Origin of the sequence: Pontibacter diazotrophicus (assembly GCF_003367245.1) — a bacterium.
In the GTDB taxonomy this organism is placed as follows: Bacteria; Bacteroidota; Bacteroidia; order Cytophagales; family Hymenobacteraceae; genus Pontibacter; species Pontibacter diazotrophicus.
Genome location: NZ_QRGR01000043.1, coordinates 1 through 22823, shown reverse-complemented (window position 1 = coordinate 22823; position 22823 = coordinate 1). Strand labels below are relative to the sequence as shown.

23 protein-coding genes and 1 riboswitch are annotated in these 22823 nt (G+C 46.9%); of the genes, 5 read left to right on the top strand and 18 right to left on the bottom strand.

Annotated features, from left to right (window positions below; genetic code table 11):
- From cbiE to DXT99_RS24820, 11 genes are all read right to left on the bottom strand, one after another.
- Positions 1–1185 (bottom strand): precorrin-6y C5,15-methyltransferase (decarboxylating) subunit CbiE, encoded by a 1185-nt coding sequence (gene cbiE / locus DXT99_RS24875; RefSeq protein ID WP_115568306.1) that lies wholly within the window; start codon positions 1183–1185, stop codon positions 1–3.
- On the bottom strand, positions 1182–2576 hold the full coding sequence (gene cobJ, locus DXT99_RS24870; RefSeq protein WP_181885256.1) for a precorrin-3B C(17)-methyltransferase: 1395 nt from the start codon (positions 2574–2576) through the stop codon (positions 1182–1184). Before cobJ ends, cbiE begins: the two co-directional genes overlap by 4 nt.
- Positions 2573–3268 carry a precorrin-2 C(20)-methyltransferase gene (gene cobI, locus DXT99_RS24865; RefSeq protein WP_115568304.1) on the bottom strand — a complete coding sequence of 232 codons (696 nt, stop codon included), beginning with the start codon at positions 3266–3268 and terminating at the stop codon, positions 2573–2575. Before cobI ends, cobJ begins: the two co-directional genes overlap by 4 nt.
- Positions 3269–3271: 3 nt before the next feature.
- The gene (locus DXT99_RS24860) at positions 3272–3862 is read right to left on the bottom strand and encodes a cob(I)yrinic acid a,c-diamide adenosyltransferase (RefSeq protein WP_115568303.1); all 591 of its coding nucleotides are present in this window, start codon (positions 3860–3862) and stop codon (positions 3272–3274) included.
- Between the two features lie 169 nt (positions 3863–4031).
- The gene (locus DXT99_RS24855; RefSeq protein WP_115568302.1) at positions 4032–4892 is read right to left on the bottom strand and encodes a Rossmann-fold NAD(P)-binding domain-containing protein; all 861 of its coding nucleotides are present in this window, start codon (positions 4890–4892) and stop codon (positions 4032–4034) included.
- A complete protein-coding gene (locus DXT99_RS24850; RefSeq protein WP_181885255.1) occupies positions 4889–7132 on the bottom strand; it encodes a TonB-dependent receptor in 2244 nt (747 codons plus the stop codon). Before DXT99_RS24850 ends, DXT99_RS24855 begins: the two co-directional genes overlap by 4 nt.
- Positions 7133–7292: 160 nt before the next feature.
- Positions 7293–7473: riboswitch (cobalamin riboswitch) on the bottom strand.
- A gap of 103 nt (positions 7474–7576) precedes the next feature.
- The gene (locus DXT99_RS24845) at positions 7577–8104 is read right to left on the bottom strand and encodes an AAA family ATPase (protein ID WP_115568300.1); all 528 of its coding nucleotides are present in this window, start codon (positions 8102–8104) and stop codon (positions 7577–7579) included.
- Between the two features lie 25 nt (positions 8105–8129).
- The gene (gene cbiB / locus DXT99_RS24840) at positions 8130–9068 is read right to left on the bottom strand and encodes an adenosylcobinamide-phosphate synthase CbiB (RefSeq protein ID WP_115568299.1); all 939 of its coding nucleotides are present in this window, start codon (positions 9066–9068) and stop codon (positions 8130–8132) included.
- The gene (locus tag DXT99_RS24835) at positions 9047–10066 is read right to left on the bottom strand and encodes a pyridoxal phosphate-dependent aminotransferase (protein ID WP_115568298.1); all 1020 of its coding nucleotides are present in this window, start codon (positions 10064–10066) and stop codon (positions 9047–9049) included. Before DXT99_RS24835 ends, cbiB begins: the two co-directional genes overlap by 22 nt.
- Positions 10067–10070: 4 nt before the next feature.
- Positions 10071–11558 carry a cobyric acid synthase gene (locus DXT99_RS24830; protein ID WP_220273448.1) on the bottom strand — a complete coding sequence of 496 codons (1488 nt, stop codon included), beginning with the start codon at positions 11556–11558 and terminating at the stop codon, positions 10071–10073.
- A gap of 692 nt (positions 11559–12250) precedes the next feature.
- Entirely contained in the window at positions 12251–13039 is a 789-nt protein-coding gene (locus DXT99_RS24820) for an SDR family NAD(P)-dependent oxidoreductase (RefSeq protein ID WP_115568297.1), read from the bottom strand.
- A gap of 211 nt (positions 13040–13250) precedes the next feature.
- Between DXT99_RS24820 and DXT99_RS24815 the strand changes: the two genes are divergently transcribed.
- Positions 13251–14366: an oxidoreductase gene (locus DXT99_RS24815; RefSeq protein ID WP_115568296.1), complete on the top strand. Its 1116-nt coding sequence runs from the start codon at positions 13251–13253 to the stop codon at positions 14364–14366.
- 324 nt (positions 14367–14690) lie between these two features.
- Entirely contained in the window at positions 14691–14957 is a 267-nt protein-coding gene (locus tag DXT99_RS24810; protein ID WP_394851348.1) for a transposase, read from the top strand.
- A 66-nt stretch (positions 14958–15023) separates the two neighbouring features.
- On the opposite strand, the gene DXT99_RS24805 is transcribed toward DXT99_RS24810, so the two are convergent.
- Positions 15024–15713 (bottom strand): recombinase family protein, encoded by a 690-nt coding sequence (locus DXT99_RS24805; protein WP_115568294.1) that lies wholly within the window; start codon positions 15711–15713, stop codon positions 15024–15026.
- 207 nt (positions 15714–15920) lie between these two features.
- Here DXT99_RS24805 and DXT99_RS27230 point away from each other — a divergent pair, with 207 nt between their 5' ends.
- Together DXT99_RS27230 and DXT99_RS24795 are read left to right on the top strand one after the other, a co-directional pair.
- Positions 15921–16145 (top strand): hypothetical protein, encoded by a 225-nt coding sequence (locus DXT99_RS27230; RefSeq protein WP_181885254.1) that lies wholly within the window; start codon positions 15921–15923, stop codon positions 16143–16145.
- Between the two features lie 6 nt (positions 16146–16151).
- A complete protein-coding gene (locus DXT99_RS24795) occupies positions 16152–16514 on the top strand; it encodes a hypothetical protein (RefSeq protein ID WP_115568292.1) in 363 nt (120 codons plus the stop codon).
- 111 nt (positions 16515–16625) lie between these two features.
- Here the strand turns inward: DXT99_RS24795 and istB are convergent, their stop codons facing one another.
- The 4 genes from istB to DXT99_RS24775 all read right to left on the bottom strand — a co-directional run bounded on the left by istB (position 16626) and on the right by DXT99_RS24775 (position 21175).
- A complete protein-coding gene (gene istB / locus DXT99_RS24790; RefSeq protein WP_115568291.1) occupies positions 16626–17360 on the bottom strand; it encodes an IS21-like element helper ATPase IstB in 735 nt (244 codons plus the stop codon).
- A gap of 44 nt (positions 17361–17404) precedes the next feature.
- Positions 17405–18967: an IS21 family transposase gene (istA, locus tag DXT99_RS24785; RefSeq protein ID WP_246001028.1), complete on the bottom strand. Its 1563-nt coding sequence runs from the start codon at positions 18965–18967 to the stop codon at positions 17405–17407.
- A gap of 504 nt (positions 18968–19471) precedes the next feature.
- Positions 19472–20350: a hypothetical protein gene (locus tag DXT99_RS24780; protein ID WP_115568289.1), complete on the bottom strand. Its 879-nt coding sequence runs from the start codon at positions 20348–20350 to the stop codon at positions 19472–19474.
- 3 nt (positions 20351–20353) lie between these two features.
- Positions 20354–21175: a HipA family kinase gene (locus DXT99_RS24775; protein WP_115568288.1), complete on the bottom strand. Its 822-nt coding sequence runs from the start codon at positions 21173–21175 to the stop codon at positions 20354–20356.
- A 146-nt stretch (positions 21176–21321) separates the two neighbouring features.
- Here DXT99_RS24775 and DXT99_RS27805 point away from each other — a divergent pair, with 146 nt between their 5' ends.
- Positions 21322–21444: a hypothetical protein gene (locus DXT99_RS27805; RefSeq protein ID WP_262511383.1), complete on the top strand. Its 123-nt coding sequence runs from the start codon at positions 21322–21324 to the stop codon at positions 21442–21444.
- Positions 21445–21556: 112 nt separating this feature from the next.
- On the opposite strand, the gene DXT99_RS24770 is transcribed toward DXT99_RS27805, so the two are convergent.
- Positions 21557–22201 (bottom strand): uracil phosphoribosyltransferase, encoded by a 645-nt coding sequence (locus DXT99_RS24770; RefSeq protein ID WP_115568287.1) that lies wholly within the window; start codon positions 22199–22201, stop codon positions 21557–21559.
- On the bottom strand, positions 22201–22710 hold the full coding sequence (locus DXT99_RS24765) for a DUF4062 domain-containing protein (protein ID WP_115568286.1): 510 nt from the start codon (positions 22708–22710) through the stop codon (positions 22201–22203). Before DXT99_RS24765 ends, DXT99_RS24770 begins: the two co-directional genes overlap by 1 nt.
- Between the last annotated feature and the right edge of the window lie 113 nt (positions 22711–22823).

Sequence of the window (22823 nt, the reverse complement as noted above, 5' to 3'; positions counted from 1 at the left end):
TCAGGTGTGTTTTACCGCCTTCATAATGGTAATATCGTTGTGCGAGTTTACCTTTAATTTCAATGGTTCTTCTAATTTCCAGCCGAGGGTTTTTGCTGTTGCTGTAAATTCGCTGACAGAGCTTTCCTGTACAGCGTTAATGACTATGTTACCGCCTGGTACTACATAGTTGTTTAACTTCTGTAACAGCTCTTCTAATCTGCCTCCGTGCCCTCCCACAAAAACTGCATCAGGTGCAGCAGGTTGTGATAGATCTTCCTCAAAAATGTCACCGATGTAAGATGTTATTCCCATGGCTCCAAGTTTATGCTGGTTTTGCTTCATTATTTGCAGGCACTCTGTTCTTTTCTCGAAGGCGTGTACGGCAAGATGAGGAAATCTTATTTTTGCCTCAATGCTTAAAGAGCCTGTACAAAAGCCAATGTCCCACAATACGTTTTTGTTGTCAAGTTCCAGTGCATGGAGGGAGCAGAGCCGGACAGGCATTTTTGTGATCATGTTTGGGCGTCCCTCCAGCCCCTCAAAAAGGTGATCCGGAATTCCAAAAGGAATCATCCGATGTATCTCCTTTTTTAAAATCACACAATTCAAAATATGGAATGCTTCCCGGGCAGCATGCTCTAATGGCAAATGCCGTACCAGCTCCTGTTCCCCTTCCAGGTCTTCCCCCACATACATAGTATAGTTAGAGTACCCATAGCCTAGCATCCTCTCTGCGATAGCGGCAGGGGAGTGTGCTTGATCCGTTAAAACACCGATTAGAGCATCCTGCTTCAGCACAGCCTCATCCAGAGCATGCCAGGACCTTCCGTGTACACTTACCGTTCTGAGATCATTACTGCTAATGCTAGCACGGCTAGCCAGTAACTGAATAGAGTTAAAGTAAGGATAAGTTTGAATGCTTGCTGCCGGGAATTTGTTTCGTAATGTGTTGGAGAAGCCATAAAAAAAAGGATCTCCGGAAGCAAACACCACAACAGGTTGCCTGGCTTTTACATAGCTTTCGAACACGGCTTCCAGAGGCGCTTTTATCATAATCCACTGGTGCTCTGCCGGCAATAAATGCTTGACTAAGGCATGATGGCGCTCCCCTCCGCTAAAGAGGGTGCCTTTAGATATCAGGTCCTGTAGGTGTTGAGATAAACTAAACTCTCTGTTACCTATACCTATCACATGGAAGTTCATGAAGCCTCCTGTTTCTCAGTTTGAATCACTTCCCCAACGTAAGCTTTTGCTTCATTTAGCGTGAAGGCGGCATTCACAATGGCCGCTGCGAAATTGCTGCCCCCGCGCTGCCCCTCAATGAGAGCATAGGGAGTAGATAGAAGTTTTAAGCGCTCCTTAGACTCCACTACATTCACAAAGCCTACCGGAGCACCCACAATACCGGCTGGCTTTATGGTGCCTTCTTTAGTCTGATCTGCGATCTCTATCAAAGCGGTAGGCGCATTGCCAATCACAAAGAGTGCCCCCGGGTGTCGCTGCGCAGCCAGTTTTATTCCAGCCTGCGAACGTGTCAGATTTTCTCTCTCGGCCAGCGCCAGTGTTTCCTCGTCATTAAGCAGGCATACCACCTTATTCCCATATTTACTTGTAAAAGCTTTGGTGATACCTGCCTGTACCATGGTGACATCTGTCACAATAGTGCCTCCTCCGAGCAGGTACTCGTGCCAGCCTGCTATAGCGTTCGCAGATGTAGTCAGGTGATGGATATAATCGAAATCACCGGACGTGTGTATGCAGCGAACAGCGGCCCATAGAAAGTCCTGTGGGTATTTGTTTACCTCCAGCTGTGCCAGGATTTCCTGAAAACTGGCCTGCTGTATCTCACTGCCGGTATGGGGCTTCCTGTTCAGGTAGCCCCTTGGCGTGATCAGGTTATTTTTATGCCTGAACGTCTGGCTGTTGCCGATCACTACCAGGCTGAACATGTCGATCAATTCAATATCAAGGTCAGCCAGTGTGGTGAGTGTGATATTCTCTTCCGCTCTGCCTAACTGCTTGCAGATGGCAACAGGGGTTTTGGGGTTGCGGTGCTCCAGGAAAACGGACTTCAGCTTATTTATCTGCCAATACCTTTTTTTGCTTTTGGGGTTGTAGATAGAGGTCACAAAATCTCCCCAGGCTGCTGCCTCAATGCGCTTTTGGATCGTCTTCCAGGGGGTCATCAGATCAGAAAGGGATATACAGCAGAAATCGTGACCCAATACAGCACCTAACTTACTTCCCGCTGCAACAAAAGCAGAAATACCCGGTATGGTTTCCACCTCGATATCGTCCTCAGATTGGGCCACTTTCTCATATACAATGGAGGCCATGGCATAGATGCCCGCGTCACCAGACCCAATCACCACCACTCTGTTACCTTCAAGAGCTTTCTCAATGGCAATGTCGGCTCTTGTCTCTTCCTCGCTCAGTTCTTTGCCAATACATTCTGTACCTTCCTGTATATAGTCTTCTATAAACTGGAAGTAATAATGATACCCTATGATAACCTCAGCCTCTTCTATGGCCTTTCTGGCTATCGGCAGTAAATAATCAGTTCTTCCGGGGCCAAGCCCAACAACCTGAATCATCTTTTGATAATTAATAAGGAGAAATAAGGAATTTCCCTATCCTGTAGTGCTGAGATATCTGAAGTGATAAATTCCTTTTCTGTACCCAGTCGCTCACAGTAGTAGTAGCTCCAGTTTTTGTTTAGCAAGTGTTCTCGAAGGCTGTTCCATCCTGACCGTATCTTCATCAGAATAAGCGTGTCATGATGCTGCAGGGCCTGCTCAATACTTTCAATACTTTCTTCGCGCGGCAGAATAGTTACCTTCTGATTCTGCAGGCATAAGGGAACCTGATGTTTGGCAGCTCCCAGAGAAAAAGAATTAATGCCCGGAACCAGTTCTACTGGCATGCTATATCGATGCAACTTCTCCAGTAAGTAAGAAAATGAAGCATAAAAGCTAAGGTCCCCCTCGCAAACGATGCTTATTTTCTTTCCCTGCTGAAACGCTTTGAAAACTTCCAAGGCTGTCTCTGTGTAAGTTTCTTCCGCTTTAGATCTGTTTGTAGACATCTTCAGAAAAAAGCCCTGTAGTCTTGATTCTTCTAATCCATAATGCTTCAGGATCGGAAGCACATAACTCTCTTTCCTGCCATCCGAAAGAAGGGAGCCGGGATAGAAAATAACATCCGACTCTTTAAGTATCCTTAGACCCTTTATCGTGATGAGCTCCGGATCCCCCGGGCCTAATGAAATTCCATGTATTTTATGCAAACCCTATTCTGCTGATGGTTTCTTTTTTCTTTTATATAAAAACAGCTGCCACTTTTCTTCTGCCACTCCGGCTTTGTCCATCTCGGCTCTTGCCAGGGTAAAGAACAGATCTGACAGGCGATTGACGTAGGCTATGATATATTCTTCCACGCAGATCGGATCTTCCTTCATTAGTGCAACCAACCGGCGTTCGCCCCTGCGGATCTGCGTTCTGCATACATGGCAGAGGGCTGAAATCTCATTGCCTCCGGGAAGCAGGAAATAATCAGAGGGAGAACTGATGCTCTCTTCCAGCTCATCCAGCCATTGCTCGCAGAATTCAGCCCCATCCACAGGTTTGGGGTTAGGATTTTCCTTGTTCGAGTCTGATGGACGAGCCAGGTGCGACATCATATCCATCAGGTCCTTCTGAATGCGGTGTAAGTTCGGCTGCCATTCATGTTCTGGATTTAGCTTTGCTCTTAACAAACCAATGGTGGAGTTGGCTTCATCCAGCGCACCGTTACACTCGATGCGTGCTGAATCCTTGTCCTCCCTTTTGCCTCCAAAAACTCCGGTGGTTCCTTTGTCGCCTTTACGTGTATATATTTTCATCAAGCTGTTGCTATGGTTAATGCTTCATCCCTTGCTTTGCCACTCCTTTGTTCAGTTATCCTCCCGTTTTACTGTATTGGCAGGCTAGCTTTCTTCCACATCTTTTCTAAACATGAATCAAGCATTTTGCTCTTAGTTATCTACCGGGGAGACAGGTATTCCGGTCCTTTTACACAGGGTTTTGCTGCAGTTCCTTTTCACAAGTTACATCATTCATCAGCATTTTGATAGGGTCCGGGTATTTAAAGGTGTAACCTAAGCTGAGTTTTAGCTTCTCTGAGTTTACAATCTTGTAAGTGCTTGTACCATGGTTGCTAAAAACAGGTGCCTCAAGACCTTCCTGAAGGGCAGCGTGAAGGTAATAGTCGCTCCTAAGAGGATGTTCGTCTGCACAGGCGTTAAACACCTCACCCCATATGCCCTGTGTGATGATTTGATAGATGATCTCGATACAATCGTCCCGGTGTATCAGATTAACGGGAACATCAGCATTCGACACATCTTTCTTGGAGGCAAGGTACTTGCCCGGTAACCTGTCATATCCCACCAATCCACCAAAACGGAGGACAGTGGTGGCAAAATTCTTTTGTTCCAGCAGAATGTCTTCTACTGCTTTGAGTGCTCTTCCACTACCTTTTGCTGGTATCATGCCTTCATGCTCAAACACCTCCCGGTTTAGGTCAGGATATACAGAGGTAGAGCTCACAAAGAGTACTTTGCGCACCCTGTTTTTATGCAGGTGTTCTATAAGAGACTGAATCTGAGCAGGGAGGTATTCCTCAATGTCTGCCCTTCTTTCAGGAGGGAAATTCACGATCAGCACATCGCATGAAAAGAAGCTTTCTGTATTCTCCCCTGCAAGATCGGGAGACAGCAAAAGGAACGAGGGGCTTATTCCAGCTTGCTCCAGCGCTGGAAACATTTGTTTTGAAATAACAGAGCCTTTTACCATGTGCCCCCTTTGGCTCAAATAGTTACCTAAAGGCAAGCCCAACCAGCCGCAGCCAAGTATACTAATGGTCAATTTCATCTTCTAAAAAAGAAAGTCAAGGCTGCTTTTATAAACAGAGGAGTGCCAGGGGTAAAGTGAAAATCATTTACAGGCTCTGCCTCATGAGATAGCCTGGAACCTGACCAATACACCACTTCCTGCCATTCACTGTTCAGTAAATTCAGGAATGACAAGCCGAATTCGTATTTTGGCCTCGTATAGTTCAGTTGGGCATCCACCAGAAAATAGGGGGCTGTCAGCATGCTGTTGTCATCGTTTGCAGCTCTTTTACCCATATAGCGATAGCGCAGCGTGCCATTTAAACTGTTGATACTCTTATAGGTTAGGCCTCCGGTGGATGTCAGTACAGGAGCCAGCGCAATATAATTTTGTCCTTCCGGCTCATCAAGCAGCCTGCCCCGGCTATAATTTACATCCAGGTCGGCCCATAGGCCGGAAGCGATGTTGTACCTTAAGGAAGCATCGACTCCTATTCTTCCTGAAGCTCCGCTGTTCTCATACACAAGTTCATCTCCAACAAAAACCAGTTCGTCCTGCAAGTGTAAAGACCATAAGGCCGCATTGGCAACAGCTCTTTGGCCTATTTTAAAATTAGCACCAACATCTGCCCCTACTGCCTTCGGAATAGCATTCTGCGGCATTCTGCTAACCGCTACAAAAGCATGGTTAGAGTGCATGCCCACACCGGTTCTCACGTAAAGCTGGAGGTTAGGGGAAGCATCGTACTGAAAATTTAGCTTTGGGCTGATGCGTAGAATTCTATTCTGTCCGTTGTTTGAAGATTCGGCCCTGTCTTCAACTGCGTAATTAAAAATATCTGTCCTGATACCGGCATTAACAGTGAGTTGCTCAGATAATTTTATAGTTTCATTTACGTAACTGTAGTAGTTTGCTTCTTCAATTTTAGCATCCGAGCGGGTAGACAGAACCCTTCTCCTGATACTTCCATCAAAGCCGCTGTGAACAAAGTCTGCTCTGATGCCGGCACCGGCTTCGAATAATGCGGCTTTTGAGAGGAGAGAGCCGGTGCTTGTGAAGACTACCTTATACCCCGTCATGTGCCTCTTTTCTCTTTGTCTTATTTGGTCTCCCTGCACTGAGTCATTCAGGAAAAAGGTGAAGTTTGAGTATAAATCAAACTCGTTGTAAGTGTAATACAGGTTGTGCCTGATAGACTTATCTGAACCGATGTCTCTGGTGTAGGAGGCATTCACGTTATAGCGGGAGGTAGCTCCTCCTTCTGTGTCGTCAATGGCACCAAACCTGGAGAGCTTTCCTGCTGTTACTTCTCGCAAAGGAATCTGGCCGGAAGCATACCAGGGGCTGTGAAAGCCGGATAAGGAAAAGCTTACAAAAGACCTGTTGTTTAAAACAGCACTATATTTTGTGAAAAGGTTGGTTCTCCGGTAATGCTGTGGACTCTCAAAGTAACCATCTGTGTAAACGTGCTCTGCCGCTACATAGGCACTTTCAAAACCGGATGTGAAGAGTTTTTTCTCTCCTATCAAATCAATTACAGTTAATAGGCGGCTGCTGTTAAACCTACCATACTCTGTCTTCAGGAAGCTTCTGTCTGGCTTGGTCATGGTTGTGAAGGAGGCGTTTCCTGCGACAGCCATGTTACCCATCCTGGTGTTGTATGGGCCCTTGTTGTAAGAGGCATCCGCTATAAGCTCCGGAATCACAAAATGAAGGTCTGCATATCCCTGTCCATGTGCATGAGACACCATGTTTACAGGCATTTCATCTACAAAAACGGCATAGTCTGTACCATGGTCAATGTCAAAGCCTCTGAGAAACAGTTGCTCCGCTTTGCCTCCACCGGCATGCTGCCCAATAAACAGCCCGGGTACATTTTTAAGTAAATCCTGGGCAGAGTTTACTGGACGCAGACGCAGGTCTAACTTATCGATTCTGTTTGTCCCTGTTTCCTGTAACGCCGGGCTTGTCACCTCAAACTCCTGCAGGTTCAGTATATTCTCCGAAAGGACAACAGACAGGTGCTTTTTTTGATGTGGCCCTACTTTTACAAGCTGGGATTTTTTCTCGTATCCAACCAGCGAAAAGCTTACCTCATGCGTTCCGGAAGCAACAGACTGCATGGAGAACGCCCCCTCTTCATTGGATAAGGCTCCTTTTTCTAAGCCTGGAAGGAAGATGCTCACTCCCTGTAATGGTTTTTGATGAATATCGTAGATGACACCGCTAATCTGGCCGGATTGTGCCAGGGCAGAAAAACGGGTACAAATCAGGAGCAATACAGCTATGAGTAGGAGCTTGCCTGAATTACTTAGTCGCCGATTAAAGCAATACATCTTATGAATGATTTTAAAAACAAAAATCATTCATAGCTATAGGGGTGAACGGAGGAGATACAATATGGCTAGTATATATCCACCAGCTTTTTACCCGAAAGCTATGAATCTCATGTTATTGGCAGGTCTTCTGGCTAACTCAGCTTTGTCGCCTTCCCATCTTGTCAGACAGTGGCCATGGTTAACAAAGCAAATAATGAGCTTACAGCAGCGGGAACTGCTCCGGATTCACACCGGATTCCCTATTAATTCCCTTCCGGGAAACCAATACGGGGCAAAAGTAGGCAATTATTTGAGAGACCACTCATATTTTTTGCGCCATGCCTGATTTAAGTCAAATTTAAAGGAGTAGTCAAAGGTCCTTTGTTATGAGGTTCTCAGGTGCAATCAAATATGGGATATAACAAAATTCACCCTTTCCTCTACCGAGGCAATGGGCAACTCTAATATGGTATAACGGAGCGACTGATACATGTCTTTAATGGCGTGAAACAAAGTAATGGCCTCCTCGAAAGTTTGCCAGCGTTCGCTGTCATTCACGTAGATTTCCTGCCATGGAGGTGTAAGAAAGGCAAGCGGGCTATACCGGTATTGCTTTACAGCATGAAAATATGTTTCATCTACAGGCTGCTGTGCCACCTTCAGGTAAGCAATAATATCTGGTATACCTCTGTCGAAGAATGTTGTAGACGAAGCAGTATGGGCGTGCTCGTAATTTTGTATCATCCGCTCCAATACTTTGCGAGCAAAACAGGGAAGGTCCACCCACGGCAGGCAGTTACTCCCCTTTGCTGTTTCCTGAATTATCATTTCTCGGGATGCCTCTTCGGAGACGGTGTATCCTTTTTGGTGCAATGCCTGCAGGAGCGTGCTTTTACCTGCTCCGGGGCCTCCTGTAATAATGTATTTATGCATGCCTGCTAAGCCGGGTAATTCTGTTTTATAGCACAAGCAAAGAAAGCAGCATGATGCCTGCCACCATCACAAAGCAGGTGCTGTGGTTTATCCTGCTGACGCGGTAGATTTCCTGGTGCTCAATTAATCTGTTTCGCTCGCCAATATAGGGTTTATCTACCAACACGCCGTGGTATACATTCGGTCCTCCGAACCGGCAGTTCAGGATGCCTGCCAATGCTGCTTCAGGGTAACCGGCATTGGGGCTCTTATGCTTTTTGCCGTACTTCAAGACAAAGACCAGGGCCTGCCGGCACATGCTTACCAGTGCCATGAGCAAGGCTGTGATACGGGCAGGTACAAAATTAGCGACATCATCCAGGCGGGCGGCAAACTTACCGAACTGTTCATATCGCGCGTTTCGGTAGCCCAGCATGGAGTCCATCGTGTTGATCATCTTGTATGTCATTATGCCCGGGACGCCAGCCAGAGCGTAATAGAACAGGGGAGCAATCACGCCATCGCTTAAATTCTCAGACATGGTTTCGAGCACAGCAATCCTGATTTGCTGGGGACTTAGCTGAGAGGTGTCGCGGCCAACAATACGGGAAAGTTGCTTTCTCCCTGCTTCCAGCCCCTGGGTGTGCAATACCTGGAAAACCGCTCGTCCTTCGTCTATCAACCCTTTATTGGCCAAGCCATAAAAGATAAAAACGCCGGCAAATAATACGTAAAGGTAGGGGTGGAGCGAAAGCAACAAATCAACCACTGCGTTGAAGGTAAAGAAAGTCAGCAGGCACAGCACCAGCGCCAGCAGCATACCTTTCAGGAACCGGTGTTTCGGTTTATTCAGTAGCTGCTCCCCCTTGTAAATGAGGTTGCCAAAAACCCGCACCGGGTGTGGCAGTTTCTCCGGGTCGCCGATAAACAGGTCCAGCAGGTATCCCAGGGCGAGCGGGATAATCAGGAGCAGTGTTTGTTCCATGTCGTCAGGGCCTGAATAAGTACTTGATTTTGGGCTGGAGCAAGCGTGGCTACTCTGAAATGCGTCTCATTTAAATCTCTGAAGTTACTCGCATCGCGTATTAGAATCCCATGCTGTTCCACCAGGTATTGCTTCAGTTCTGCGGCGGTGCCCTGTGCTGTTTCAGCCAGGAAAAAATGGGTGTGGCTGTCGTGTACTTTAACACCTGTCAGTTGCAGTTGGGTCGCAAAGGCCTCTTTGTCCTTTAACAGTTGCCAGACAGGTAATTGCAGGAGCTCGTAATTATCAAATATAAATTTCCCTGCTTCTATCGCCAGGGCGTTTACGGACCATGGGAATTTGTGGTCTCTTAGCCGGTCAATCCGTTTCTCATGCGCCGCGATGTATCCCAGGCGCAGGCCAGGTATGGTAAATGCCTTGGTCATGGAGCGCAGTATAAGTAAATTCTCATAGCGGCTAAGCAGGGGAACAGCTGTTTCTATGGACAGTGTGAACTCAATGAAAGCCTCATCCAGCACAAACAGTGTCTGTGGGTTTCCGGCGATAAGCGCTTCTAAAGGAAAAAATACGCTGCCCGTGGGATTGTTGGGGTTGCAGATAAACAGCAGGTCTGTTTCTAATTTTGGAATGTTATAAAGCTCGTCCCAGGGCATAAACGCTACCTGGTGCTGATGCATCCGGCAGGCGTCTTCATACTCGGCAAAAGCAGGTGTGGCGATCGTAGTCCTCTTGCCTCTAAAGGCCTGCGCTACTAAATAGATGCTCTCCGTGGTGCCGTTGCTGATGAGTACCTGCGCTGGCTTTAAATGATAATGCTGTGCCACCTGCTCACTTAAGCTCTCTGCCAGAACTTCCGGGTACTTTTGTACCAGGTGCCACTGGCTAAACAGGTGCTCTTTCAAGCCGGCGGGCTCACCGCCATACCATACGTTGGTGCTGAAATCTGCTCTAATCTCATGCTTGTAACGGTAGGCATCGTCTCCGTGTCCGTGTAACATGTACTTAGTTCTCTATTTGTAGGCTGCGGTAGATCAGGTCCATATCAACATGTTCCCGGATAACAGCAGCCAGCTTATCATACTGGGCCTCCTTGTACTGCTGGTAATCAAAGGCTTCACCAGCCACAGATGTATAATCAGATACTATATCATTCACCACGGCTGTGTTATCCAGCACCCCATGCAGGTAAGTGCCCCAGCATTTCCTGTTCAGGAAAAAGCCGTCGGTGCGGCCATCCGTGAAAAAGTTAACAGGGCTTGCTGCCGTGGTGGGCGTGCTGAGGCCCATATGTATTTCATAGCCTTTGCACTTCTCCGCAAAGTTCCGGTAGGTAAAGGTACATTGCTGGGTGGTTTTCTTTGATTGAAGAACGGTACGAACCGGTAAAAGCCCTAGTCCGGAAGTGTGTGTGATGCTGCTCTCTACCTGATGCGGGTCTTCCACCACTTCCCCCATCATCTGGTATCCACCGCAAATACCGATGATTGTTTTCTCTTTTTTATGGGCCTCGTAAATGGCCTGTGCCACGCCATTGTTCTTGATATGTATCAGATCCTCAATAGTATTCTTGCTGCCCGGCAGCACTACAATGTCCGCTTTGGCTATTTCTGCGGGCTGGTCGGTATAGTAGAGGTTGACACGGGGGTCTTTTTCCAACCGGTCGAAATCAGTGAAGTTTGACATTCTGTTCACAAGGACCACCGCAATGTTCACCTTACTTGCTACTGCCGACCTGTACTTCTTTTCCAGCGAGACAGAATCCTCTTCTTCTATGAAGATATCTTTGTAAAAGGGGAGGACACCGACTACAGGCACCCTGCATAGCTCCTCGATCATCTGCCTTCCCTCCTCAAACAGCCTGCTGTCGCCCCTGAACTTGTTGATGATGATTCCTTTGATGCATTGCTTCTCCTCGGGTGTGAGTAGCGCTATGGTGCCGTACAGGCTGCCAAATACACCGCCACGGTCAATGTCGCCGATGAGGTAAGTAGCGGCTCCGGCATGCATGGCCATACGCATGTTGGTGATGTCCCGGTGCTTCAGATTTAGCTCCGAGATACTTCCGGCTCCTTCCATCACAACAGGGGAATACCGTCTGGAGAGTCTGTCATAGGCTTGTTTTACTTCTGCAAACAGTTCCTGACGGTTATTTCCCATGAAATAGTCGTAGGCAGATTGTGTGCCCACAGGCTTGCCATGTAGTACTACCTGTGAGGCTTTATCGGTGGTAGGCTTGAGGAGCACCGGGTTCATATCAGTGTGGCAGGGTATGCCGGCTGCTTCGGCCTGAACAGCCTGTGCCCTGCCTATTTCCAATCCCTCCGGCGTGGCATAGCTGTTCAACGACATGTTCTGCGCTTTGAAGGGGGCAGGGGTGTAGCCATCCTGCCGGAATATTCTGCAGAAACCTGCCGTAATCACGCTTTTACCAACATCGGAGGCGGTTCCGACAAACATAATGGGACGTAAAGAGGGTGTTTCCTTTTCCATTGCGGCTGCAAGCTTGCAATTTTGGCGGTCAATCCATAGTAGTGATGCAGAAATTGTTCAGAGGGCTCTTTCTATAAAAGCAGAACACGTCTGGCTGTTTGCACCCTTGTTATGTTGCACACTAAAAATACAAGCAGTACTTGAATCGGCTGCTACCGTCCGTATATTCCGAGTAAATTAAAAATGCCTCTCTACAGGATGTAAAGAGGCGTTTGTGTGGCCTTGCCAGGTGGGTTAAAGCAACAGCGGGACTGATGTTCATTTGGTTTTTTCACCTGCAGGGCAGGAGCAGGCGGAACCGGCTTACAGGGATGATCCCTTCACTTGCCGTGTTTGCGAACCTCAAGGGCTTCTATAACCGGAAGAGGAGCCATGCAGCACTTGGCTAACTGACTCCTTGCCAAGATGAAGGCCTGCTGTGCAACCAGACAGTGGCTGCCTGAAAAAGGCACCAGTAAAACATTGCAATTCCAATCTTACATTTCATTAAATAAAAGACTGTTATGGATAGTTCTACTATTCATCTTAAGAGTTTAAAAGGCAGAGTTAGGCCTCTCCCCTGGCGGGGTAGTCGCTTTGCTTGAAGAACTGAAGCCCCTGAAGCAGCTCCCTCAGGTTTGGCCTTGCAAACAGCATGGTCTGGATGGCTGCGGCTATAAAGTGTTCTCATCATTCAAAAGCTACAGCAGGTGCTACATGGAACGGTGGTTTTTGGCCATCTCGCTCATGCCCTCGTAGTTGGCGATAGCGTACTCATCAAACTTCCTCGGCTCCAGGAAATTGAGCTTTATATGCTCCTCTCTTTCCTTGCCGCCCACGATGACGTTTATCTCCCTGTTGAGCAGACCTTCAACAGAGACACGGGCCACCTCTTCAGCAGTGTCCATCTCTCCGACCTTGGCTGTCTCCATCATGTCTGTGTCCGTGGCGGAGGGGTAGACCGTCATCACGTGCAGCGGGTACTGGTGCAGTTCCCTTCTCATGGCATCTGAGAACTGGCCTACGGCCGCCTTTGTGGCTGCATACACGCTATAGAACGGCATGGCGATGTACCCGAAGCCGGAGGACAGGTTCATGATGGCCCCTTCCTTGCTCTTCTGCAGCAGAGGGAGCGCCTTCTTGGTCAGCAGTATCAGCCCTGTCACGTTGATGTTTATCTGGTTGATGATATCTTCGTCCTTCTGCTCGGCAAGCAAACCGGCACTTACCACGCCCGCATTGTTGATGAGGATGTCCAGCGCGTCCCACTGCTGAGATACAGCGGAAACCGCTCTGTCCAAATCCTCAGCCTTTCCAACGTTTCCCTGGATAGAGAGAAAGTTAACGGAGGGAAAGTCTGATTTCAGCGCTTCCAGCGGCTCTTTTCTTCTGCCCATGACCGCGATGTCCTGCACACCCCGGTTCACCAGCTCTTTAATGATTGCTTTGCCTATACCGGCGCTGCCACCGGTAATCAGCACTTTCTTATTTTTAAGGTCCATCGTTATTCATTTGGTTTGTTTCAACAGTAACGGGGCCCGGGGCAGGGGGTTTTCTGCCTGTAGTGGAGGTAAACATTTCTTGCACGTTGCTTTACCAGTGCCAACCTTTTGCAGGTGTTCCAGTTATAAAACCTGGAGCAACTGGGAAGGATGACTGCCCCATTAGAGGAGGCAGCGCAAGTTGCAACGCTTACATCAAAACAATCATCATATGAGTAATCAAGAAACAGGAAAAGATAAGTACCCTTTGCTCTTCTCTGAGGGTCGGCTTGGGAACCTGCAGCTCAAGAACCGCATCGGCCTTGCCCCCATGACCAGAACATCGGCGGAGGAGAACGGGGTGCCCAACGAGACGATGAGGAGGTACTACACCCGGTATGCAAAAGGAGGCTTCAGCCTTCTGATCACCGAGGGAACCTACCCGGATGAAAAGCACAGCCAGGGGTACCTGAACCAGCCTGGCATTGCTAACGAAAAGCACGTGGCCGGCTGGAAAGAAGTTGTCCAAAGCGTGCATGAGGCAGGGGCAAAGATTATCTGCCAGCTCATGCATGCCGGTGCCCTGTCACAGGGTAACTTTTACAACAGGGAAACCATTGGCCCCTCTGCCGTTCAGCCAAAGGGGGAGCAGCTGGGGTTCTATGGCGGCGAGGGGGCTTACCCTGTTCCAAGGGAGATGAGCAGAGAAGACATCGCCGATGTGGTCAAAGGATTTGCTCAGGCGGCACGGAACGCCAGGGAGGCTGGCTTTGACGGCATAGAAATCCACGGCGCCAACGGCTATGTCCTTGACCAGTTCCTCACCGACTACACCAATCAGCGTCAGGACGAGTATGGCGGGGACACAGAGGGAAGGGTAAGGCTGCTGGTGGAGACGGTGCAGGCCTGCCGGGAGGCAGTGGGCGAAGGCTTTCCGGTGGGGATAAGAATCTCCCAGGGCAAAGTCAACGACTACACGCACAAGTGGGCCGGCGAGGAAAGGGATGCCGAGACCATTTTTTCGGCCTTGAGCGAGGCGGGCCTGGACTTCATCCATGTGACCGAGTTTAATGCTGATAAGCCCGCTTTCAAAGAGGGAGGCCCAACGCTTGCCGCACTGGCGAAAAGGCACGGAGACCTGCCGGTGGTGGTGAACGGCAACCTGAACAACCCTGAGCAGGGTGAGTCGATGCTGCAGCGGGGTGAGGTGGATGTGATTACCCTGGGCAAGGCGGCACTGGCCAACAAGGACTGGGTCAGCAGAGTGGCAGAAGGCAGAGTTCTGGAGGAATTTGAGCCTCAGCGGTTCTTTGTCCCGGATGCGAAGGTGAAGGAGTTTGAGCAGTAAGCCTGCTTCTAAAGAAGCACTGTGGCTGAATAAATTTAGTTAGATTTACTATGAAAAAGGCTGTCTGAAGAGGCAGCCTTTCATTTTTGCCTAAGCTTAAAATTCACCTATGGGAACATCAAATTATCTGCACTAATGCATTAGAGGCTTATTTGTGGTTTCAACTTATTGGTGCGCAGTCAGAGAAAGCCTAAAGCCCTGCGAACGATGAGAGGAATCGTTAACTTTAAAACCTACAGGCAAATTCAATGTCCGTCAGTTTCGTCTGACCTTTGTCTGAGATGCTTCAATACATACCGACAGTCGCTTTGCTTAACTTAGCAAATCAAGAAAGGAAAAGCTAGTCGTCGCAAGTACGATGCATCCTTCAAAGAAGAGGTGCTGCAGATGGTGTTCAACGGCCGTGCAGTCAGCGAACTGGCCCGTTCCCTGGGTATAGGGGAGAAAACATCATTTACCGCTGGAAAAGCCGCCACAAGCCCAAAGAAAACAAAGGGGAAGAGCAAGCCCTGCCTGCAGAGAAAGGATGTTATCATCGTAGAAGAAATTATAATAGCTTTTGCTATTGCGGTACAGCAACTGCGCTTCTAGCCCCACCTTGTGTACCTCAATAGATGGAGTATGTACATCTATGTATATGGCGTAGGATGGGTAAAATCACGGCGGGCTCTGCCCTTTGGAGGCAGGGGCCAAATCTTTGGTATAGAGGTAGTGCACCGTCCCTTTCCGGAAGGACTTCCCGTTGCGCGTCAAATACCCCTCCCCGTTTAGTTCATCGGCAATCTGCTGAAAGGTATAACCCTGCTCCCGGTAAATATTCACCAACCTCGAGGCCTGCCGGTTGGCTTTGTTGGAGAGGGCGTTCTGCCGGCGGACCTCCAGCCCCTTCTGCCGGGCGGCCATGCTGAGGTTCTGCGGGGAGCCCAGTTGGAAACCCTGCGCTTTCTTGGCCTGTAGGGCGGCGCGGGTGCGCTGGGAGATAAGCTCGCGCTCGTGCTGGGCGAGCACGGCGAAGATGCCGATGGTGAGGGTGTTGGCCTCGGGCATGTCGGCGCAGACGAAGTCCACGCCGCTGTCGCGCAGGGTGAAGATAAAGCCGGCGTTGCGGCTGAGGCGGTCGAGCTTGGCGATGAGGAGCGTGGCCTGCCGGGTCTTTGAGAGGGCGATGGCCGCCTGCAGCTGCTCGCGGCTGTCGCGCTTGCCGCTCTCCACCTCGGTGAACTCCTCGAGGATTTCCTCCCCGGTCTTGATGAAGCGGCGCACGGCGACGCGCTGCGCCTCCAGGCCGAGGCCGCTCTGGCCCTGCCCCTTGGTGGAGACCCGGTAATAGGCTACGTAGTTTCGCATCTTTTTCTCCCTTTTGTGTAAAGCATGACAAAGTTACAGGAAAAATCCGCAGGGTCAAGGTTTTCAAACGGACGATTAAAAACCTTGACAAAGCTAATAAAACTAATTTGTTTAGCAAAACAAAAGATAATTGTCAACAGTATTAGTATCTTAAAGACAGCAGCCGGGACAGCGCTTCCGGCATCACGGTCACAAAAAAACTACGCTGTGGCAAAAACAGGTTTTGTCTCGGAGGCCGGGGCACACGGCTTTTCCTTCGACGGTCCCGGCAGCACGCACTTCTCCATCACCGTCGTGCTCGTGGAAGAAGAAAACAGAAGGGAAGTAGAGGAGGGGTTCCGCCGCCTCCGCGAGCGACACTTTCCCAATGGGAAAACTTCTCCAGGAGAGGAGAACGGTAAAGTACAACAAAAACGTTTTATGAAGGAATGAAAGGAATTGGACTTTTCCTTTCACGCCCTTCTGGTGGACAAGCGCAAGCTGCACCAGAAGTCGCCGCTCCAGTACAAGGGTACCTTCTACAAATTCCTCTCCGGCCTTATCTACAACAACCTTTACCGCACCGTCCCGGACCTGAGCATCGTGGCGAGCATGCTGGGCACGCCGGAGTTCATGGAGAGCATCCGCAGCGACATTCACGAAGACCACCAGATGGACCTCTTCTCCCAGGCCACCTTTAATTTCTCGACAGGGAAGGAGGCAGAACTGCTGCAGTTGGCTTACTTCCTGGGCGAAAGCCTTAACGCGTCTCAAGCCGGACTGTCGGAAGTGGGTGTGGAACAGGAATTGGCAGGGGGGTAATCTGCTGGCCGGAGGGAAACGTGCCCTACTGGCTATTTCGGAGATATAGTGCCAGTCGTTTCGGAGGATATAGTGCCACTTTCCAAGGGCAAGAATAGAGATATAATCTGATTAGTTCAAGCTTTTATTCTTTCTCATAGAGTCTCCTTTTAAATCCACCCTGTGAGAAGAATGAACCACTCTGTCCAGAATGGCATCTGCGATGGTTCCCTCCCCAATCAGGCTGTGCCATTTGCTTACCGGAATCTGCGAACAAAAGACGGTAGAAGCTCTCTGATGCCTTTCTTCTATCAGGTCCAGAAGTATTTGCCGGTCATGCTGCTCCATGGCATGCAAGCCAAAGTCATCCAGAATGAGTAACGGTGTCTTATGCAGCTTTTTAATAAACTTCAGGTAGCTGCCATCCAGCTTGGCCAGCTTGGCCTCATCGAAGAGCCTGGCGGCAATATAATACTTGGTCTTGATGAGCATCTGGCAGGCCTGATTGCCAAAAACCTGGGCCAGGTAGCTTTTGCCTACTCCTGTGGGACCGGTAACAATGATGTTCTCTGCATTTTTTATAAAGGCAAGGCTCAGCAGGCGCTGCAGGGAAGTCTTATCCAGATTCCTCTGGCTTTGGTAGTCAATGTTATGGGCTGAGGCTTCGACTCTGAAAGAGGCTGCCCTTAGCAGATTGTTGATCTTCCTTCGCTGGCGCTCTTCCCATTCGTTGTCCACGAGTAAGGTCATAAAATCATCCAGGCTCATATCCTGGTAGATGTTTTCTGTAATGGCCTGGTGGTATAGGGCAGCCATGGCTTTGAGCTGCATCAGGCGCATCTTCTCAACGGTGTTGTGTGCATTCATGCTGGTTTGGGTTAGACGGTGTGAAGTTAGACGGTGTTAAGGATTTACTGATAGTATGCCGCTCCCCGGATATTCTCATGCACGGGGATAGTTTCCGTTGCGATATTGGAAGCATCCTCCTGCTGGTCAAGATTATTCTTGAGGATCCTCTCAATGGTGCGGTAACTTGAATAACGGTACTGCCAGGCTCTTTTGCAGGCCTTTTCCAGGCGCTCGGCAGCGTAGCACTTCAGGAGAGAAAGGATGCCCTGTGCCTGCTTGTAGGCCACTTCCGGATAGCTGTACTGGCTGATCAGGCGACTGATGTACCGGGCGGTGAAGTCCCCCACTTTTCCGGCTCTCTTCTCAAAGTACTCCGGGCTCCAGTCGCTGTACGCCTGGTGAGAGGATGGCATATGCTCCTTTGCGGTGCTGTAACAGCCCGGCCTGAGGCTTCTCCTATGGGAGGCGATGCGCTCTGCGTTGAAGAACACCTCCACCATGTCAGCGGTGTACTGCACCTCCACATACTGGCCGATATAGCGATGCGGCACGCTGTAATAGCTCTTGCCCTCACTTAAAAAGACATGGCTGACCTTCTGCACCTTAGCCCTTTTGTAATAGCGCAACTGATAAGGGCCGCCTGGCAGTGCATCCAGGTAAGCCTGCTCTGTCTCCAGGAATCTTTGCTTGCGGCTTGCCTTGCTGGTCTGGAAGCAGTGATTGTTGTAGGTGATGAGTTGCTCCCGGATAGCAGCGTTGAGCTGTTGAAGGCTAAAGAAGGTGTGTTTGGATAAGGGATAGTAAATTCTTTGGTAGACCAGCTTTACGGCTCCTTCTACCAGGGCTTTATCCCGGGGGTGATAAGGCCTTGCCGGGTCTATCACACAGCGGTAATGCAGGGCAAAGGACTTGAGGGTCTTGTTGATAAGGGGGGCATATTTATGGCCTTTGCTCACAGCTGAGCGCAGGTTATCAGAGACGATGGCTTTAGGCACACCGCCCAGCCATTGAAGAGCTCCATTCATGCAGGCAATAAAATCTTCCCGCTTCTGGCTGGTGACTGCCTGCACATAAGTGTACTGGCTGCAGGGAAGCAGGGCTACGAATACTTCTACCGGATGAACTTCTCCTGTGTCCCGGTCTACATAGCTGAGCTTTTTGCCGGCGAAGTCCACAAACAGCTTTTCTCCTGCTTTATGGTTGAGGATGCCACTGGCTTTAACAGGCTTGCCCCACTGATTGTAATAGGTGACGAATTGGGTATAGCGATATCCTCCGGGATGCTTTTCAAGGTATTCCTGCCAAAGAGTTTGCAGGGTGCAACCTGGTTTTTGAAGCTCCTTTCTGAAATAAGGAAAGTATGCGGTGAGCTGCTCATAACGTTGCGTGTCTTTATAGTCAGCCTGGGGGAAGAGCTCTGCAAGCTCTGTGGAGGTGAGCTTCTCCAACTCAGAGAAGTCTAACTGCTGCTGCTCAAAGGTCTTTACATAGTTGTTTACTGTATTGCGGCTGATGCCAAGGGCAGAGGCAACCTGGCGGTTGCTCATGCCTTTTTGCTTTAGCTGAATAAGCTGTAGTAGTTCCATAATGTCCAGTCGTTGGCCCGCCATATCTTTTTTTGGCAAGGCTAATTAGCATTATGGAAAGTGGCACAATGAACTCCGAAATAAAATCAGGGGCAGTCCATCAAAATGGCACAATGATGTCCGAAATCACTGGCACAGCATCACCGAAATGGGTGGCACAATGAACCCCGGCTTATCCAGCCCTACACTGTGAATGCTTGGCATAGCTCTTATTCTTCTCCCTTTTGTTGGAAATTTATTTATATAACTTACAGCATTACTTTGCTATTGTTTTATCCAGCTATCATATACTTATCTGATAACTCTGTGTATATTATGAGGTGGCGTCAACTGTGCAGGGGATAGATAACATCTGTTACGACAGCAAAATAATTGTGGAACAACGCAGTGATGAAGCTGACGGAAGTGTGGCTAGCTCACCTCTCTTGCTCTGCTTTTTAAGAGCTAAACTGAGACTGTACCAGGCAACCAGGCTTAAACAACAAACCCCACCAGATACTGATAGGGTTTGCTGTTTAGTTGACTTAGATGCACTTATGAATTCTACTGTGTAGGGTCCATTAAATAGTCAGAGAACTTTTCAAAACTCCTGCTTTCTAAAAGCTTTGCTATCTCATTTAACTCCTCAGGTTCTATGATTTTGAAGGGAGCTTCATCCTTTTTGCGATAAATGTCATTGAATATTTTTTCCTGTTCAGAGCGAGCTTGAGGTCTTCCATATATCAAATTGTAGCTGCCCTTATCAATTTTTTTAACATTAGAGAATTTTTCCAAATTATAGACTAAATTCTCAAACTCATTGAAGCGTTTAGCTATTGTCTTAGGTTGAGAATTAAAATCAATGGCTTGCCCAACTAGAAGTTGACCATTCTTTGCTATAAAATCTACTTCTACCGGAAAGAATAAACCTGGTATATTATCTGGTTGAACTCTGTAGTTAAGGTCTGCTCTTTGATGAAAAACCTTATTCTGATAGTAGTGCTTTAGCTTAATTTCAAACCTTTTCTTCGAGAGGTCTGGATGAGGTTTGGTCAGTTCTTCACCAACTAATTTTTTAAAGTATAGATAAAAGCTGTCTTTATCAAACTTCATGTTGATAGATTCTGGCTTTGTAATCTGGAAAACCCCATTTTGATAGTTGGACAATCTTGAAAAGTAGCTTTTATCAAGAGAGCTTGAAAAGATCTTGTATTGTTCTTTGTAAAGCAGATCATTATCCTCCTCCAGAAAGGAATTGAACTTGCTAAGAGAGAAATCAAATAACCGCCAAGACTTTGGATTCAATTTTTTTGTGAAGGCAAGCTTTGTTTGAGAAATGTTATAGTAGAGTTTCTCACCTGACATAACAATTAAACCAACAACAATATTTTCGTTGCTATCATTGTTATTTACGAACTTGATTAAACTGAAATAGCTATCCATAACTTAAGCTAATAATTGTTTACTTCGCTCCCAAAGAGCAGCATTTCTCTTATCATTAAACAAAAATTCTTCTAAATGTTTACTCGCCTTTTTACTGAATCCTAAATCCTTAGGAATACTAGCCAAAACATCGTTGAAATTTTCCTTACATAAATTGATAATACGTAATATATTATCATTCCCAAATGCATCAATTTCACTTCCTATTACTTCCTTAGCTATTATTTTAGCCATTGGAGTAGTTAAAATAGAAAAAGAAGGATTGAGCCAAAGTCTTACATCACTTACTTCCCGGTGAGCCATATAACAGAATGCTGCGCCATGATCAATAGGATGAAGTTCGAACTTCTTGGCTTCATTCTCAGAAATTATAACATTAGCATTAGAAGGCTTTCTATCCTTGTTACCTACCCAAAGATCAAAGAAACCGATTTTGATAATATCTTCTGGAACAGCAAAAAGACTTAAATCTCTTCTGTTAAATAGCCTAAAATATGTTTCAATCTCAATATGACCGCTAATACTTTTAGAACCAAAAAACGGTTTATCGAAATACTCTTTTCTATACCTGTTGCTAAGGTTCTTCCCTTCTGTTAAGTCATAATCTATTTTTATTAAACGAATCTCTGGAGTTTTTAGTCCCAGACGGTCTAACAAATTGCTGCATAAAAACTCATTTATAATTTCAATGCAAGGTGCTGGAGTTCTTATTGGCTTAGCATAGTAATCTGCAAAATCATTTCCAGTGACAAGCAATGGAGCGCTACCTTCAGTACCTATTTCTCTGATGATTTTTATTGCCTCAATTACCTGTGGAGCTTGCATTGATTACTAGTTAATCTTTTTTGTTACCCCGAAAGTTAGTTTTACTTTTATTATGAAACAATTTTATTCATATAATACCAAGTTGATTTACTATATGTGTTAGCAATAAAGCTATATTCACTGAACGAAAGCCGCTCCGCGACGAGGTGCTGGACATGCTCCCTTCCAGGCCGAAACTGCTGGAGCGCAAGCCTCTTGCCGAACGCATCACAGCAAAGGTGGTTGGCTTTGTGGAAACGTTTATCAGTGGGATGGGGGCGGGGCTATAGGAAAGCCTAAAATAATCTAGTTTTGCAAAGAGACTAAAAAAGACAGGACGTAATATAGGCCATATTATGTCCTGTTTGATTCGTTGAGCATGAATCTTAAGTAATCATAGCATCAAGCTATTAATCTTTTATCTAAGTTACCAACACCGGGAAGAAGCATGCCGTCATCATTTAATTCATCTTCCTCAACCAGAAGAAAATTTGAATGAGGAAATTCATTAATTAATTCCTCAACGCCGATTTGAGTATAAAATACAGACGCAATTATAACAGTTCTTGGTTTATACTTCTGCATTGCATTTTGTGTGATTGAAATTGCTGTACAACCAGTAGCTAATACTGTTTTCGCAACTACTAATACATCTACATAAGGCTTATTTATTTCTGGTAGGTGTAAAGTTCTAAACTCTTCTATAAGGGCGTCTTTTCCTCTTTTCCCAGCATAATCAATATAGCCTCGATAACAGTTTCTAAAGTTGCTTGCAATACCTTTTGCATAATTATCGTAATCAGCATCTGTGCTAATGATTACAATTGATTTTTCTATTTTTAATATGCCCCTATAAGATTGGGACATGGGAGTGGTGACATTAGCTTCTTGGGTAAAGAAGGTGTTAAATATTTTTCTACCGATACTTTGACCAACTATAGTTAAGCTTTCTATTAACTGTTCTGTGGATGTATCCTTGTTTCTTACATTAGTTAGATGAAACTTATCAGTTACATCAATATCAAGGAGTTTTAAATTAGGATTCATTAGCTTAAGTTTTGAAGCTTAGTTTGGAGCTTGCTTACTTGACCCCAAAAGTTTTCATAGATACTCTTTCTAGTAATATGTATTATTATTGTTTCTCCAAAGTAAGTATACTCTAATTCGACATCAGTTGGAGTAATACGGTAAATCAACTGAGTATTAGGTTCTGGTTTATGCTTATTCGCCAACCTTATAAAATGATCAATATAAGTAAGCTCCTTGCCGATACTAGACTTTTCGATTAACCAATTATAAAAGGATTTACTTACTAACTCCTGTAGTACAGTAATGTCGGTAAAAGTTGTTCTCCAGAATCCGGAGTAATAATCTGTTACTTTACTAATAAATTCATTTTGACTTTTATCATTCTGTTCATCAAACTCCTTCTGAAAGACTAGGACTTTAGTTGGGTCTTGTTTATAAGCTTGATCATATTCTATCTCTGTAGCTGATTTGCCACTTTCTGTTGGCCAACCAAATCTGTTGCCTAAGACGAGGATGAACTGTGTCAAAAAGCAAGTGTTTTCGTCTGTTTTTTAGCAGTTACATTCAACTATTTGCACAGTAAACCTCCCCTGAATTTACGATACCAAACACCTGCTTAAGTAGTTTATTAATCACCGCT

Coding starts and splice junctions, on each gene's coding strand:
- DXT99_RS24820 (WP_115568297.1), bottom strand. CDS start 13,039: ATGGACCTTAAAAATAAGAAAGTGCTGATTACCGGTGGCAGCGCCGGT.
- DXT99_RS24770 (WP_115568287.1), bottom strand. CDS start 22,201: ATGAATCCTAATTTAAAACTCCTTGATATTGATGTAACTGATAAGTTT.
- DXT99_RS24780 (WP_115568289.1), bottom strand. CDS start 20,350: ATGGATAGCTATTTCAGTTTAATCAAGTTCGTAAATAACAATGATAGC.
- cobJ (WP_181885256.1), bottom strand. CDS start 2,576: ATGATTCAGGTTGTTGGGCTTGGCCCCGGAAGAACTGATTATTTACTG.
- DXT99_RS24855 (WP_115568302.1), bottom strand. CDS start 4,892: ATGAAATTGACCATTAGTATACTTGGCTGCGGCTGGTTGGGCTTGCCT.
- DXT99_RS24860 (WP_115568303.1), bottom strand. CDS start 3,862: ATGAAAATATATACACGTAAAGGCGACAAAGGAACCACCGGAGTTTTT.
- DXT99_RS24815 (WP_115568296.1), top strand. CDS start 13,251: ATGAGTAATCAAGAAACAGGAAAAGATAAGTACCCTTTGCTCTTCTCT.
- cbiE (WP_115568306.1), bottom strand. CDS start 1,185: ATGAACTTCCATGTGATAGGTATAGGTAACAGAGAGTTTAGTTTATCT.
- istB (WP_115568291.1), bottom strand. CDS start 17,360: ATGAATGCACACAACACCGTTGAGAAGATGCGCCTGATGCAGCTCAAA.
- DXT99_RS24845 (WP_115568300.1), bottom strand. CDS start 8,104: ATGCATAAATACATTATTACAGGAGGCCCCGGAGCAGGTAAAAGCACG.
- cbiB (WP_115568299.1), bottom strand. CDS start 9,068: ATGGAACAAACACTGCTCCTGATTATCCCGCTCGCCCTGGGATACCTG.
- DXT99_RS24835 (WP_115568298.1), bottom strand. CDS start 10,066: ATGTTACACGGACACGGAGACGATGCCTACCGTTACAAGCATGAGATT.
- DXT99_RS24805 (WP_115568294.1), bottom strand. CDS start 15,713: ATGCGAAACTACGTAGCCTATTACCGGGTCTCCACCAAGGGGCAGGGC.
- DXT99_RS24775 (WP_115568288.1), bottom strand. CDS start 21,175: ATGCAAGCTCCACAGGTAATTGAGGCAATAAAAATCATCAGAGAAATA.
- DXT99_RS24830 (WP_220273448.1), bottom strand. CDS start 11,558: ATGGAAAAGGAAACACCCTCTTTACGTCCCATTATGTTTGTCGGAACC.